This window comes from Faecalibacter macacae (genome assembly GCF_003687725.1).
Classification (GTDB): Bacteria; Bacteroidota; Bacteroidia; order Flavobacteriales; family Weeksellaceae; genus Empedobacter; species Empedobacter macacae.
This window is the reverse complement of the sequence record NZ_RDOJ01000015.1, coordinates 23,241-37,818: the sequence shown is the minus strand read 5'-3', so window position 1 is coordinate 37,818 and position 14,578 is coordinate 23,241. Positions and strand designations below refer to the sequence as shown.

At 26.7% G+C, this 14,578-nt stretch carries 15 protein-coding genes and 1 tRNA gene; 12 read left to right on the top strand and 4 right to left on the bottom strand.

Features of this window, described 5'->3' with window-relative positions; genetic code table 11:
- The first annotated feature begins 25 nt into the window (after positions 1–25).
- Positions 26–1,177, top strand: coding sequence for a VapE domain-containing protein (locus tag EAH69_RS10640; protein ID WP_121935189.1), 1,152 nt, complete (start codon positions 26–28; stop codon positions 1,175–1,177).
- Between the two features lie 220 nt (positions 1,178–1,397).
- Positions 1,398–2,261, top strand: a complete 864-nt coding sequence (locus EAH69_RS10635) for a toprim domain-containing protein (RefSeq protein WP_121935188.1) — start codon at positions 1,398–1,400, stop codon at positions 2,259–2,261.
- A 179-nt stretch (positions 2,262–2,440) separates the two neighbouring features.
- Here the strand turns inward: EAH69_RS10635 and EAH69_RS10630 are convergent, their stop codons facing one another.
- Positions 2,441–3,646, bottom strand: a complete 1,206-nt coding sequence (locus tag EAH69_RS10630; RefSeq protein WP_121935187.1) for a hypothetical protein — start codon at positions 3,644–3,646, stop codon at positions 2,441–2,443.
- A 474-nt stretch (positions 3,647–4,120) separates the two neighbouring features.
- Here EAH69_RS10630 and EAH69_RS10625 point away from each other — a divergent pair, with 474 nt between their 5' ends.
- From EAH69_RS10625 to EAH69_RS10590, 8 genes are all read left to right on the top strand, one after another.
- Positions 4,121–4,867 (top strand): metallophosphoesterase, encoded by a 747-nt coding sequence (locus EAH69_RS10625; protein WP_121935186.1) that lies wholly within the window; start codon positions 4,121–4,123, stop codon positions 4,865–4,867.
- A gap of 85 nt (positions 4,868–4,952) precedes the next feature.
- Positions 4,953–5,219, top strand: a complete 267-nt coding sequence (locus EAH69_RS10620) for a helix-turn-helix domain-containing protein (protein ID WP_121935185.1) — start codon at positions 4,953–4,955, stop codon at positions 5,217–5,219.
- 341 nt (positions 5,220–5,560) lie between these two features.
- Positions 5,561–6,841, top strand: coding sequence for a DNA (cytosine-5-)-methyltransferase (dcm, locus tag EAH69_RS10615; protein WP_121935184.1), 1,281 nt, complete (start codon positions 5,561–5,563; stop codon positions 6,839–6,841).
- Positions 6,842–6,901: 60 nt separating this feature from the next.
- A complete protein-coding gene (locus EAH69_RS10610; protein ID WP_121935183.1) occupies positions 6,902–8,299 on the top strand; it encodes a Sau3AI family type II restriction endonuclease in 1,398 nt (465 codons plus the stop codon).
- A gap of 3 nt (positions 8,300–8,302) precedes the next feature.
- Complete coding sequence (locus tag EAH69_RS10605; protein ID WP_121935182.1) at positions 8,303–8,539, top strand: hypothetical protein; 237 nt, start codon at positions 8,303–8,305, stop codon at positions 8,537–8,539.
- Positions 8,536–9,342, top strand: coding sequence for a hypothetical protein (locus tag EAH69_RS10600; RefSeq protein ID WP_121935181.1), 807 nt, complete (start codon positions 8,536–8,538; stop codon positions 9,340–9,342). Before EAH69_RS10605 ends, EAH69_RS10600 begins: the two co-directional genes overlap by 4 nt.
- 195 nt (positions 9,343–9,537) lie before the next feature.
- Positions 9,538–10,317 carry a hypothetical protein gene (locus tag EAH69_RS10595; RefSeq protein WP_147439134.1) on the top strand — a complete coding sequence of 260 codons (780 nt, stop codon included), beginning with the start codon at positions 9,538–9,540 and terminating at the stop codon, positions 10,315–10,317.
- On the top strand, positions 10,298–11,845 hold the full coding sequence (locus EAH69_RS10590) for an ATP-binding protein (RefSeq protein ID WP_121935179.1): 1,548 nt from the start codon (positions 10,298–10,300) through the stop codon (positions 11,843–11,845). Before EAH69_RS10595 ends, EAH69_RS10590 begins: the two co-directional genes overlap by 20 nt.
- 292 nt (positions 11,846–12,137) lie before the next feature.
- Here EAH69_RS10590 and EAH69_RS10585 read toward each other — a convergent pair.
- A tRNA-Ile gene (locus EAH69_RS10585) sits at positions 12,138–12,211 on the bottom strand.
- Between the two features lie 89 nt (positions 12,212–12,300).
- Positions 12,301–12,699 (bottom strand): methylmalonyl-CoA epimerase, encoded by a 399-nt coding sequence (gene mce, locus EAH69_RS10580; protein WP_121935178.1) that lies wholly within the window; start codon positions 12,697–12,699, stop codon positions 12,301–12,303.
- A 76-nt stretch (positions 12,700–12,775) separates the two neighbouring features.
- Between mce and EAH69_RS10575 the strand changes: the two genes are divergently transcribed.
- On the top strand, positions 12,776–13,561 hold the full coding sequence (locus tag EAH69_RS10575) for a tetratricopeptide repeat protein (RefSeq protein WP_121935177.1): 786 nt from the start codon (positions 12,776–12,778) through the stop codon (positions 13,559–13,561).
- A 58-nt stretch (positions 13,562–13,619) separates the two neighbouring features.
- Here EAH69_RS10575 and EAH69_RS10570 read toward each other — a convergent pair whose 3' ends face one another.
- A complete protein-coding gene (locus tag EAH69_RS10570; protein WP_121935176.1) occupies positions 13,620–14,021 on the bottom strand; it encodes a putative periplasmic lipoprotein in 402 nt (133 codons plus the stop codon).
- A gap of 173 nt (positions 14,022–14,194) precedes the next feature.
- Between EAH69_RS10570 and EAH69_RS10565 the strand changes: the two genes are divergently transcribed.
- On the top strand, positions 14,195–14,533 hold the full coding sequence (locus tag EAH69_RS10565; RefSeq protein ID WP_121935175.1) for a hypothetical protein: 339 nt from the start codon (positions 14,195–14,197) through the stop codon (positions 14,531–14,533).
- Positions 14,534–14,578: the final 45 nt, after the last annotated feature.

The window sequence follows — 14,578 nt, the reverse complement described above, 5'->3', positions numbered from 1 at the left end:
CAAAAACTTATAATCACAACTATTTATGAGTCAAAATTATAAGTCGAAATCTATTTTCGACCAGCTAGAGTATTATCTAAACTCTAAATACGAAATTAGATTTAACAGCATCAAATTAGTGTACGAATGTTCAGAAATAAGCAATTCTAATTTCACTGAACTTAATATCGAACGATTATACGTTGAACTAGAACGAAACGACATCAAAATATCTTTCGATAAGCTTTTAATCTATTTAAAAGCCTTTAGCACGCATTACAATCCTATTAAAAATTACTATCATAATCTTTTACCCAAATGGGATGGAAATGATTACATAGGAAGTTTAACGGCTAAAATTAAAATAAACGATCATCAAGAATACTTTAATATCCAATTTAAAAAATTTTTGGTCAGAACAATTCTATGTGCTTGTGAAAAGAAAATAGTAAATAAAAATGCAATCATTTTTTACAGTCCGAAACAAAATATCGGCAAAAGTACTTTCATTCGATATTTATGCCCCTCAATACTTGAAGATTATATTTCCGAAAATATTAGCAATGATAAAGATTCTATCATCAAGATTGCTAAAAACTTAATAATCAACTTGGATGAAATGCAAAACTTTATGTCTAAAGACCTTGAATTTATTAAATCATTAATTTCTAAAGAGAATATCAACGAGAGAATGCCTTATGGTAGAAAAGCAGAACGTATAGATCGAATTGCATCTTTCCTTGGTTCAACTAATCAAACTGGAATTTTAAAGGATAATAGTAATGTAAGATGGCTAGTATTTGAAGTTGATCATTTTGATTTCTCCTACACTACAATCGATATTAATAAAGTTTGGTCACAAGCTTATCATTTAGCTTATCACGGTAACACGTTTAATCCATTTTTAACTCCTGAAGAACTGAAGTACAATGATTCAAAAAATAGCAAGTTTAGATCATTTACTCGTGAAGAAGAAGAAATTATTGCATTTGTAGAACATAGTGAAAACGAAGAGGATTTTATGACTGTAACTGAACTTTGTTTTGAGTTAAAAAAAGTATTTGTAAATAAGAATCCTATTGTCTTAGGAAGACTACTATACAATATAGGTTATAAAACAACAAGAATCGGAGAAGAGCGTACAAAGAAATACAAAATAAAACTATCAGAATATTACTATAAATATTTTAGGAATTAAAAAACATCCCGTTCATCCCGTTCATCTTATTCAAACCTTCTATTTATGCACCTTTTTTCTGGATAAGATAAGCAATTTATCCTATTCAATCCTATTCAGAATTGTATTTTATGAAAAGGATGAATAAGATTGGATTGGATAGTTTTTTATACTCAATCCCTCTAATAGAAAGGAATGAATATGATGAATAAGATTATTAATAACTTAAATTAGCAGAAAAATGAATCTAAATGATATAAACAGCCTTGATTTTGTTCAATTGTTAATTAAACAATTTGAATTAAATCCAATACAAAAATCAGAAAAATCAATATGGGTTAAATCACCTTTTAGAACAAATGAAACCACTCCATCATTTCACATTTCTAGAATGTATAAATACGATATCTGGTTCGATCATGGAAATGGATTGGGTGGTAAAATCGTAGATTTTTATTTGTATTACTTAGAAACCGATTTAAAGGGTGTTTTAAATTATTTCAACGATAATTCTTTTTCTTTTCAACAGCAAAAAAATAATTTTTCAATAAATAAAACTGAATCAAAAACTGAATATGAAATTATAGAATTGAAAGAAATCACTTCATTTCCTTTAATTCAATACTTAAAAAATAGAAAACTGTCTTCGGAAATTGTAAAGAGATATTGTAAAGAGATTCATTACAAACTAAACCAGAAAACATATTACGCCATCGCATTTCCAAATATTCAAAATGGATTTGAAATTAGAAATAAATATGTAAAAATGTGCTTAGTTAAAAAAGATATTTCATTGATAAAAAATAATCAAAACCAATTAAGAATATTTGAAAGTTGGAGTGATTTTTTAAGTTATATTATTCTATGTCCAAATGAGGAATTTCAATCAGATTATTTAATTCTGAATTCAATTTCTTTACTTAGAAAAAATATAAAACTAATTAATTGTTACGAAAAAATTGAAACATATTTAGATCACGATGACGCTGGAAGATCTGCAACAATTTTCTTAAAAACTGAATTAAATAATAAAATAAATGATAGATCATTTTTTTATAAAGGTTACAAGGATATTAATGAATTTCTATTTCAAATTAGAAAATAAAATGAGTAAATTATTAAAATTAAAGAAATCTTAAAATATTAAGCGATAATTGTTAAAGAAAATGGTCTAGATGCAAGATGTGATTTTGTACGTACAAACCTCAAAACACTATTTTGCTTTTTTTACAAAAAAGGATCTTAACGGAACTTAAATTTTCAAATAATTAATTTAAAATCGTGTTAGAAAGAATCTTTAAAATTTAATTTAGAATAGGTAATTTCTTCTTTAATTTTTAAAACTTCACCTAGAATAAATTGATGAATAAGTAAAGGTTTTAAAATTGATGGAAGATTAAAATCTTTCATTAAATGAATTTGATTTTTGTTTTTCTCAATAGCTTCTACAACTCTATTTCTAAAATGTGTATTTATTTTTTTAGGATCAGAATATTTGTATTTATTCATATTAAAATGAGTTGAATTTATACTATAGTAGCAAATATTCAATGTCTTTGAAATAGAAAAATCATCTCTTAAATCGTCAATAAATAAATCAATTGTGAAATCAAAAATTTTATCATCCAAATACATTTCCGACAGACTTTTTATATATGATTTAATTAAATAATCATAAACTTCTTTCCAAAGAAAATCACATTCCAAACTTGTATATTTTTTTTGATTTAAATAAAAGCTTAAATTTTTAAGTGAACTGATTTCATTAGCATCTGGAATTCTAATATTCAAATTCCAATCTGTTAATTCAAAATTCATTGTTTCTAATCCCTTTTTAAAATCTTCAAATGTTTCAGTATTCGGTTTAATATTTTTGACAGGAATAATTATTTTTCTAGCTATAAAAGCTAAAATCTTTTCTTTTAGATCTCCTTCGATATTAAGATTTCCTGAAGGATAAACATTTTTTTCCAATTTAGACTTTTTATAGAAACTTAAATATTCATCATTCACAGCATATAATCGAATAATCAATTGTAGATAAACGAGATCTAAAACAGATAAACTGTTTATATCATAAGATCCACTGTAATTTTGTTCATAATATTTATTCCACTTTTCTATGAAAGCCAATTTATTTAAAAGAACATCTTGATTTCTTTTCTCAACACATCTGCTACACTTACAGTTTTTATCATTCGTATGATTACAGTTTATACAGTAAAATAATTCCATTTTACGATTATTTTTCCTTGGGATTTTCTTGAATATATAAGCATTACAATATTCACATTTTGACGTAGTACATTGATATGGTATATGCGAATATATACTTGAATTAATGAAAATTGGATAATATTGACTAGAGATATCCCAAGCAGAAGCTTCCGACTTATATAATTCAATGAATTTTAGTATTTCTTCTTCTGATTGATCAATTAAAAAAGACTTTGCATCTTTAAAATAGAAGGTATCGTATTTAACACACATACTTATGAATCTCGATCAAATATATTCTTATTTCTCCCTTTTAAATCTCACTTAATAGACTTTAATCGAAAAGCCAATGGTTTTATTTAAAAACTATTTTTGACCGATTAATTAGCTTTAAAAAGCTTTATTTTCTTTTCATTAGCTTATATCGAAATGAGATAGGAAGTCAAAAGTTATTGATCTAGTTTGTTTTGAATTAAAAATTTAGAAAATGCCATTTAGAAGTAAAAAAGTTGGCGTGAAACTAAAATCAATCCGTTCAAGAGGTACTCGGATACCTTAAACCCAGAAAGACTCAGCCCACGCCAATATATGGCATAGGCGTAAGTCTATCGAAATTTTGGGTTTATAAGAAGATTCCGAGTTTTCTTGAACCAAATAACGATAGCTTACGCGTACGTAATTACTATTTAATTGATGTAAATATAGAAAATGATTACTAAATTTATCCTATTAATTGCACACATAATCATGAAAATTCAAATCCTTAGCGATCTACATTTAGAATTTGGAAGCACTTCTCTTTCTTTTGAAAATGCAGACTTAATTATTTTAGCTGGTGATACTCATCTAGGTATCAAAGGAATTGAATGGTGTAAAAAATATATTCCAAATAAAAAGATTATTTATCTACTTGGAAATCATGAATATTATAAAGGATCCTATCCTAAAACATTATTAAAAATAAAAGAAGCTACATTAGGTACTAATATTACAGTTTTAGAAAATGATTTTATTGATATAGAAGGAATTCGTTTTCATGGATGCACATTATGGACTGATTTTTCAATATTTGGAGATCCAATGAAATATGGTATGATTTGTCAAAGTCAAATGAATGATTACAAATATATTAAACGTGATCCTTCTTATTCAAAAATGCGAACGATTGATATTTACCGAATTCATAATAAATCTATTACATGGCTTGAACAAAGTTTAAAGGATTCCGTAGGCTTAAAAAATATTGTTATTACACATCATGCGCCAAGTATTAAATCTGTACCTGAAGAGTATAAAAATATTTCTGTAACAGCAGCTTATGCTTCAAATTTGGAAAATTTTATTTTAGAACATCAACCTATGTATTGGATGCATGGGCACATTCATACACCTTGTAGATATAAAATTGGTGAAACAGAGGTCATCTGCAATCCTCATGGATATATTGATGAAAAAGACAATGGATTTATAAAAGAGTTGATTATTGAAGTGTAAAATTAGATAGAATCACTTCAATATTGTTTATTATAATGCACAATATATACAATTATCTTAATTTTGTTTAATATAACTTACATTTATGTTTGATTTTATTACAATTAAAGATGTAAAAAATAATATTGGAGAATGGTGTAAGAAAATGCGCAAGTCCGAAAAATTAACGCAAGAACAATTAGCAATTGAACTTGGACTTTCTCGTTACACAATTGTTAATCTTGAAAATGGAGAAAATCCAACACTAGATACACTTTTAAAAGTTTTACAATATTTTGATAAAATGAATACTCTAAATCAATTCGTATCAAATAAAATTAAAGATTTAGATATTAGTAAATCAATGTATTGATTATGATAAAAATCAAATTATTTTAGATAGTTCTGTTTCTAACTTAAAATTTCAAAAAAAAGTGATTGATAAAATCGAATCTGAGTTTTTAAAGTTTTAATATAAAATACCTACTAAACATAATTAATATTATAGTCCACTACCCTAACTTATAAATCACTGATTTTCTGCTAATGCCGTTTTGAATAAATAAATTTTAAAATTCTTCACCTTTCAAGCCCTCTATTTTAGCTGAAAGCTGGTTATTCAGAATGGACAATTTTTTTAATTTAAATAAATTTATCAGGGAGACATTATTTGACGTCTAACTTTGTATTTTTGCAACCAGAATATTTTTTAAGATGAAACAGATTAAAGTAGTTGAATTATTTGCCGGTGTAGGTGGTTTTAGATTAGGCCTTGAAGGTTGGAATAACAAATCTTGTTGTTCAAATTATTCAGAGGAATTTAAAACACCATTTAAAGTTGTATGGAGTAACCAATGGGAACCATCAACTAAAATTCAACACGCTTCTATGGTATATGAAAATCGTTGGGGAAGTGAAAATCATAGTAACGAAAACATCGAAGAAGTAGTAAAAGATTGTTCAGTAATTCCTAACCACGATATGTTGGTTGGGGGATTTCCTTGTCAAGATTATTCTGTTGCAACTACATTAAAAAATTCTAAAGGTTTATTAGGTAAAAAAGGAGTACTATGGTGGTCTATTCATAAAATATTATCAGATAAAGAACAGAAACCAAAATACTTATTTTTAGAAAATGTAGATCGTTTATTAAATTCACCTTCAAAACAAAGAGGTCGTGATTTTGCTATCATCTTACAAAGTTTAAATGAATTAGGATATATAGTTGAATGGCGTGTAATTAATGCAGCTGAATATGGATTTCCTCAAAGAAGAAGAAGAACATTCATTTTAGCTTATCACAATACATCTGAAATTTATAATACGATTAAAAATGAAATTCCTTCGAATTGGATTTTAGAAAACGGTACAATTGCAGAGGCATTTCCAGCTACGAACGCATTAGGTTTAAATCCAACAGTATTTAAACTAGAAGATGATATTGTAAAAATTTCTGAAAACTTCAATGTAAACGGTAAGAAAACACCGTTTGAAAATTCTGGAATTATGATTGATGGTGAAGTAACTTCTATTAAGACTTTACCTAATTATGATGGAGAATATACTGTATTAGGAGATATTTTAATTGATGTTGCTGATGTAGATAAAGAATATTTTATCGATGCAGAAGATTTTCCAAAATGGGAATATTTAAAAGGTGCTAAAAAAGAAATTCGTAAAAATTCAGATGGATACGAATACAATTATAGCGAAGGTGGAATGGTTTTTCCTGATGCTTTAGATAATGCTTCTCGTACTATAATTACTGGCGAAGGTGGTAAATCAGCGTCAAGATTTAAACATGTAGTTAATACTTCAAAAGGTCCAAGAAGACTTACGCCTATTGAATTAGAAAGACTAAATATGTTTCCTGATAATCACACAGAATTAGATAAAGTAACAGATACAAAACGAGCGTTTTTTATGGGAAATGCTCTAGTTGTTGGAGTGATTGAAAAAATAGGACAATCTTTAATAAATAAAATTTCAAAGTAGCCATTGGCTACTTTTTTTATATCCTTATATTTACTTTTAAACTATATTTTATTTTTTTTAATGTCTACTAACTATAACCAATCAAATAAACAATCAATTCTTGACTATGCATCAAAATTGGTTGACAAATCACTTAAAGATGTTTTAGATATAAATTCAATCGATAATTTTTACGGAGGTAAAGGATCCTTTGGGCAATTCGTAGAGGAATATTATTTCGGTTATAAAATTAATTCTGTTTCAGAACCAGATTTTAAAGAAGTGGGTTTGGAATTGAAATGTTCTCCTCTTAAGGAAATTAAGAATGGTGATATTAGAGCTAAAGAACGTTTAGTTTTAAATATTATTAACTACATGAATGTAGTTCAAGAAGATTTTGAATCAAGTTCATTCTGGAATAAAAACGCAAATTTATTGCTGATATTCTATTTGTATGAAAAGGAAAAATTACCTTTTGAATACATTATAAAATTAGTTAACGAATGGAAATTTGATAATCAAGATTTAGAAATTATAAAGAATGATTGGTACACCATTGTTAACAAGATTAAAGAAGGTAAAGCACACGAACTTTCAGAAGGTGATACTTTTTATTTAGGTGCTTGTACAAAAGGTGCTAATGCTAATTCAGTACGCGAACAACCTTTCTCTACTATTCCTGCAAAACAACGTGCATTTTCGTTTAAAACTGGCTATGTTAACCATATAATTGCTTCAATTGCTGGTAATAAAAAAGGTTTTGGCAAGCTACTACATAATACAAAAGAACTAGAGGAGCAAACGCTAGAAAATTATATTTTAAATAAGTTTGATAAATATAAAAATCAAGCGGTAAGCAATATTATTAATTCTTTAGGTATAGTAATAAATACTAATTCTAAGGGCTTTACGGCTAGTTTTACAAATGCTTTATTAGGGATTGAATTAGATCAGAAAATTGAAGAGTTTGAAAAAGCCGAATTAATTGTAAAGACAGTTCGTTTAAAAGAAAATAATTTACCCAAAGAAGATATTTCGTTTCCAACATTTAAATATACTGATATAGTTAATGAGGTGTGGGATGATTCTGATTTCAAAGATATACTCGAACATAAATTTCTTTTCATTTTCTTGAAATATAAAGGTGATGAATTATACTTTGAAAAAGCACAATTCTGGAACATGAATTATGAGCATCGCTTAGAAGCTAAAAGAGTATGGGAAAATACCAAGGAAATTATTGCCAATGGTGAAATCGTAAAAGGATTCAAAACGAATAAAAATGGTGAGATAAGGCGTGAAACTAATTTTCCTTCTAAAAAAGATAGTGTTATAGCTCATGTTCGACCTCACGCACAAAATGCAGACGATACATATCCATTGCCTATTCCTGATCAATATTCAGGTTATACAGAATACACAAAACATTGCTTTTGGCTTAATGCAAGTTATGTAAGAGACGAAATTTATTTTAAATAAATTATGACACAATTTATAGATCCGAAGAAAATTCTTACCGCTACTGATACTTGGAGTGGATTCATTTATCAAGTTAAACTAGCCATTTATCATATGTTAAAATTGATTAATAAAAAGAGCTTTAATGACATAGAATTATCTTATGAAGATATTTTCTTTTATAATAAAATCATTGTTGCCCTTACAGAAACAGATAAATTGATGAAGGAGATTGATAACAATTTAAAATTTAAGTTATGAATACAATTGAAAAAGTTAATCATTATACCAGTATTGAATCATTAGATAAAATTTTAGAAAGCAAAAAAATATTATTCAAGAGATTTGATTTAATGGATGACCAAACTGAGAATAGTGGTGTACCTGAAATTCTAAAAAAGAATTTTTTTCTGTCTTGTTGGTCTAAAGAATCCAAAGAAATGATACCTCAATGGGAAATGTATGCAAAAAATGGTATCAGAATAGAATTACCTGTAAAATGGTATATTAAACATCCTATTCTAGATAATGATGGTAATTTAGTTACAGATTTTTCCGAAATTGTGGATAAAGATCATCCATATAAGTACTCTTTCTTTCCGATACCTTTTAATGAACTTTTAAGTGGAAAAAATTATGCTATTTCTCCAGCTATTAATGAAACGAATGGTTTTATTTTAGAAGTTGAATACTGTAATAATTTTATTGAAAAAAAACAACAGGCTTGGGTTTATGATTCAGAAACGAATACCACACATTTACAAAATTTACATTCATTAATTGCATATAAAGACGAATATTGGGATTTTCAAAAAGAAATAAGGTATTATTTAACAACTATATGTAAAGATAGTTTGCACGAATATTTACCTGAATTCATTTTAGTTCCAATTAGTTGTGATGCTTTAAATCAAATTATAATTACATTATATCCAAACTGTACACAAGAAGATGAATTAAAAGTAATCGAAATTTGTGAAAAACATTTAGATATTTTTAATCCTGATATTCAGATTAAAAGAAGTGATTTAGACGGAAAATTTAAACCAAAAAATTTAACATAATTTACCTACCATTTTCAGCTTCAAATTTCAATTTTATTCTATTGTAAACAAAATTGAATAGAAGTTATAAAATGATTTTATACATAACTAATATTTTAAGTTTTAATTTCTATCAATTATTATTTAAAAACTTCAACGACATCTGTTGTCTTTAATAAATAGTATGTTAATAAATAATTAAGTAAACATTCATAAATGACCGAAGAAGAACTTGAAAGCCATTATTTATATAATTTGAAAATTTTGTCTGAATATAACATGGAAAATCTTCAACAATATATTAAAAGCAAAAATTATAATGAAAATGTTCATCATAAGAATATGCCTGATAACTTAAAAATGGGTCTTAATACCCTTAATTATATAATACAATTAGATGATTTACATAATGATTTAAAAAAGTGTTTAATATTTATTAAAAGATTTCCTTTAAGAAAGTATTATGAAGAAAATGATATAATAGAAATAGATTTTATTAAATATCATCATGAAGTTTTAATTCATAAAATTCATACAATTTTAGAGGTTATAAAGATTGCAGTTAATGATATTCTTAAATTAAATATAAAAAGTAAAAATTGTAATTTGAATTCTATGAAAACTAAATCAGCTTTTGTAAACTCTGAATTTCATAAACTAATTGATGCATATTATAAAACATTTGAAAATCAAATTAATCATAGACACTTAAATACACATAGAGCTATATATTTGGATAATGTAAATAAAGATTTAAATACTAAACTTGGATTATATAAATTATATAAAAAGATGAATATAGAAGTCGATGATGAAATTCAAAATTTAATACCTGAGTTTATATTAGAATCAAAAGTAAAACAATATAAAAGGGAAAAAGTTAATTTCTTCAAAGAAGTGATAAATCTAACTGAAGATTTCATTAAAAAATTTAATATACTAATAATTGATTACTTTTTAAAAAATAACTTAAACAATGAAGCTACACTCAATTAAACTAAAAAACTTTAGAAGTTACAAAGAAGAAACAGAAATTAATATTGATAATTTAACAGTATTTGTAGGTAAAAATGACATTGGAAAATCAACAATTTTAGAAGCTTTAGATATTTTTTTTAATGACGGAAAAGGTGATTATGTAATCAAATTAGATAAAGATGATATCAACAAGTCATCATTTGAAGAGGGGGACAGAGATATATTTATTACCGCAATATTTACAGATTTACCAGATTCAATTACTATTGATGCCACAAATCCTACTACATTTGAAAATGAGTATCTTTTAAACTCTAGTAATAAGTTAGAAATTATCAAAAAATATCCAAATGCAGGGTCAGCGAAGGTATTTATTAAGGCAAATCATCCAACAAATGAAAATTGTTCACAGTTACTAATTAAAAAAAACACTGATTATCGAAGAATTATCATTCAAAATGAAATTGAATGTGAAAATCAAACAATTAATGCTATTATGCGAACTGCTATTTGGAAACATTTTGAAGAAGATTTGCAGTTAGAAGAAATTGAAATAGACACTTCTAAAGAAGATGCGAAAAATATTTGGGAAAAAATACAAACATATCTCCCAATATATTGTCTGTTTCAGTCAGATAGAAAAAATAGCGATAATGACAGCGAAGTTCAAGATCCTTTAAAAAAAGCAGTTTCACAAATTTTAGCAGATCAAACTGTTATCTCAATGTTTGAAGATATCGCAGAACGCGTTTCTATTCATTTAAATGCTGTTTCCAATGCAACTTTAGCGAAATTAAGAGAAATGAATCCTGATATCGCAAATTCTTTGAATCCAATAATTCCTACAGCAAGTTCATTAAAATGGGTAGATGTTTTTAAAAATGTTTCAATAACTGGTGACGAAAACATTCCAATTAATAAAAGAGGTAGTGGTGTTAAAAGATTAATTTTATTAAACTTTTTTAGGGCTGAAGCCGAAAGGAGAATGCAATCTGGTAATTCACAATCTATCATTTATGCAATTGAAGAACCTGAAACTTCTCAACATACTGATCATCAAAAATTATTAATTAAAGCTTTTAAAGAATTATCTCAAACCGATAAAACACAAGTTTTATTAACAACGCATAGCTCTATAGTTGTTAAAGGATTAGAGTTCGAAAATTTAAGATTAATCAATAAAGATGAAGAAGGAAATAAATCTATTTCAGAGGTTTTACCTAATCAATTACCTTACCCTTCTTTAAATGAAATTAATTTCATTGCTTTTAAAGATTTGACAGAAGAATATCATAATGAATTACATGGTTTTCTTGTAGCTGAGGAATTATGGAATAATTTTAAAGTTGGAAAAGAGTTGATGGATTATATCAAAATTTTCAATAATGGTTCTACTAGAAAAGAACAAATTGTCTTGACGGAATATATTAGACATCAAATTCACCACCCTGAAAACACTTTGAATCTGAGATTTACACCTATACAATTAGAAGAATCTGTAGATTTAATGAGAGAATTTATATTAAATAAAAGAAGTGAGTTATAAAACTCACTTCTAAAATAATCGTAATTGACCTTGATAAGGTAAAGAACGACAATGTTGTGTTACATTTTCAAGTCTTCCAAAGCGAATTCTTGTATATGATCTCACAAATACAGGTTTTAAACCTGCGCAACTAATGCATTTCATAGCATTTAAACTTTATTGTTAATAACCGATTAACTAAAAGTGCTCAATACATTAGTTGTGTAAATATACAAATAAATATAATTACCCCCTACTAAACCCCCAATAAAAAAATAATCCCGATAAACAGTGCGTTTATCGGGATTTTCTGTGGTCCCACTTGGGCTCGAACCAAGGACTTGCTGATTATGAGTCAGCTACTCTAACCAACTGAGTTATAGGACCGGAATGTAAGCGATAATTTTGTTCCTCTAAGCCGAGGTTTACTGCTCAATTCGAATGCAATATTAAAGCATATTTTTTAAATAACAAAATTATTTTACATCTTCGCAAAGCTCGACCAACACTCCGTTCGTAGTTTTTGGGTGTAAAAACACTATTCGCTTATTGTCTGCTCCTAATTTTGGTGTTTCATTTATAAAAATAAACCCCTCATTCTTAAGTCTTTCGATTTCTTTATCTAAATTATCTACACCAAAAGCTAAATGATGAATTCCTTCTCTATTTTTTTCTAAATATTTTTCAATTGCACTATTATTTTTTGTCGAACCTACTAATTCTACCTTAGATTCTCCCGCAGAAAAGAACGATGTTAACACTCCTTCCGACTCAACAGCTTCTTCTTTGTATGCAGATTTACCTAATAATTTCGTAAATAAATCGTTTGAAAAGTTCAAATCTTTTACTGCAATACCAATATGTTCTAATTTCATTGTGATTTTTTAATATTGTTGATAAATTTAGCAAAAAGTTTAAAATAGATATTAATTCTTATTGTAATATTGAATTATGAGTTTTTACGAACAAGGAAGAGCCTATCTTCACAAAGGACAATTTAGAAAAGCTTCAGAATACTTTTCTTTATCAATTAAAAGAAAAATCGAGGTAACAAATTCATATTTCCACCGTGGATTATGTCAGTACCAGATGAAACAATATACAGATGCTATACAAGATATTGATAAAGCATTAATTGATCAACCAGAAAATATTGATTTCTTGTTTTATAAAGCGATGTCTTTATATAACAGATTCAATCCAACACAAGCGAATGAAATTTTTGATCAAATTTTATCTATAAAGCCTGATCATTATGTTGCGATTCATCAAAAAGCATTTATCCAAATGAATATGAAAAATTACGATAAAGCTATTGAGTTGTATAATGAAGCTTTGGCTATAAAAGAAGATTATGATTCATGCTACCATAATCGTGCATTCTGTTATGATCAATTAAAAGAATTTGATAAAGCTATTGCTGATTACACAAAAGTGATTGAACTTAATCCACATTTCTTATCTTTTTATAATCGTGCTAATACTTATGTATTATTAGAGCGTTATGATGAAGCTTTACTTGATTACGAAGAATCTTTAAAGATAAATCCTAATTACTTCTTAACACATTACGGAAAAGGTGTTTTATTAGAGAATAAAGGTTTAATTAACGAAGCTATTCAATCATTTCAATACGCTTTAATGATTAATCCTCAATTCGATTTAGCTCAGCATAAATTGGCATTTTACCAACAATTAGCTGAAAAGCAAAACGGAATAGAAACGACAGAAAACTAATATTAAAATAAAAGCCACTCGTTAGAGTGGCTTTCTTATATCTACAATATTGTATTTATTATTTTACTAAGCTTGAAATTACAGCTAATGTAGCATCAGAAACAGTTGTATTCTTTGCTTTACCTGTTGCTTCTTTTAAAGTAGAAATAACTTCACCGTACTTAGATTCACCTACACCTGTTTTGATTTCTGCTAAGGCTTTAGTTTTATAACCTTCTAATAAAGTTTGGTAACCTTCTTTTGAAGTATCAACTGTGTTGTAGTTAGAAATGTAAGATTTTAAAGCAGATGAAACAACAGATGTTTGTGCACTTGTTAAATTTAATCCTCCTAATAATCCTGTAATTTCTGAAATAGCTGTTGAAATTTCAGCTACTTTAGTAATTGTCCCTACTGTTCCAGTAGATGCACAACTTGTTAAAGATAACACTACTCCTAACGCTAATACTAATTTTTTCATATTCTCTAGTTTATCGCGCAAAAGTAATAGGATTACTGACTTCTTGATAATAATTAACATTTTTTAAGACAGAAATAAATATATTTATTAAAAACAGACGAGATAATATTTTAACATATATCAATTATTTAGAGTATATTTATATTTTACTTTGATAAACTAATAATTCAGTAATGAAATTAAACATTTTAGTTTACGGTAAAAACAATGAAATTATTGAAACTCTTAAAAGAATTATCAATAAAAATAAAAACTGGCATGCTTTATGCTTTAACAATCAGCGTGATTTAAAAAATCATATTAAAGTCAATTCCATTGATATATTATTATATAGTAGTAATATTGGTAAAATAGAAACTGAAGAAATTGAAAATTGGATTACGAATAATTTTCCTTCAGTAAAACAAATTCATCACTACGGAGGTGGCGGTGGATTATTAAATTCAGAAATACAATGTGCCATCTTGGGCATTGATACAATAAAAAAACCTGCATTAAATTGCACTTTGTAAATATCAGGTTTTAGTTTAGTTAGTTAGATTGCATCCATTTTTTAA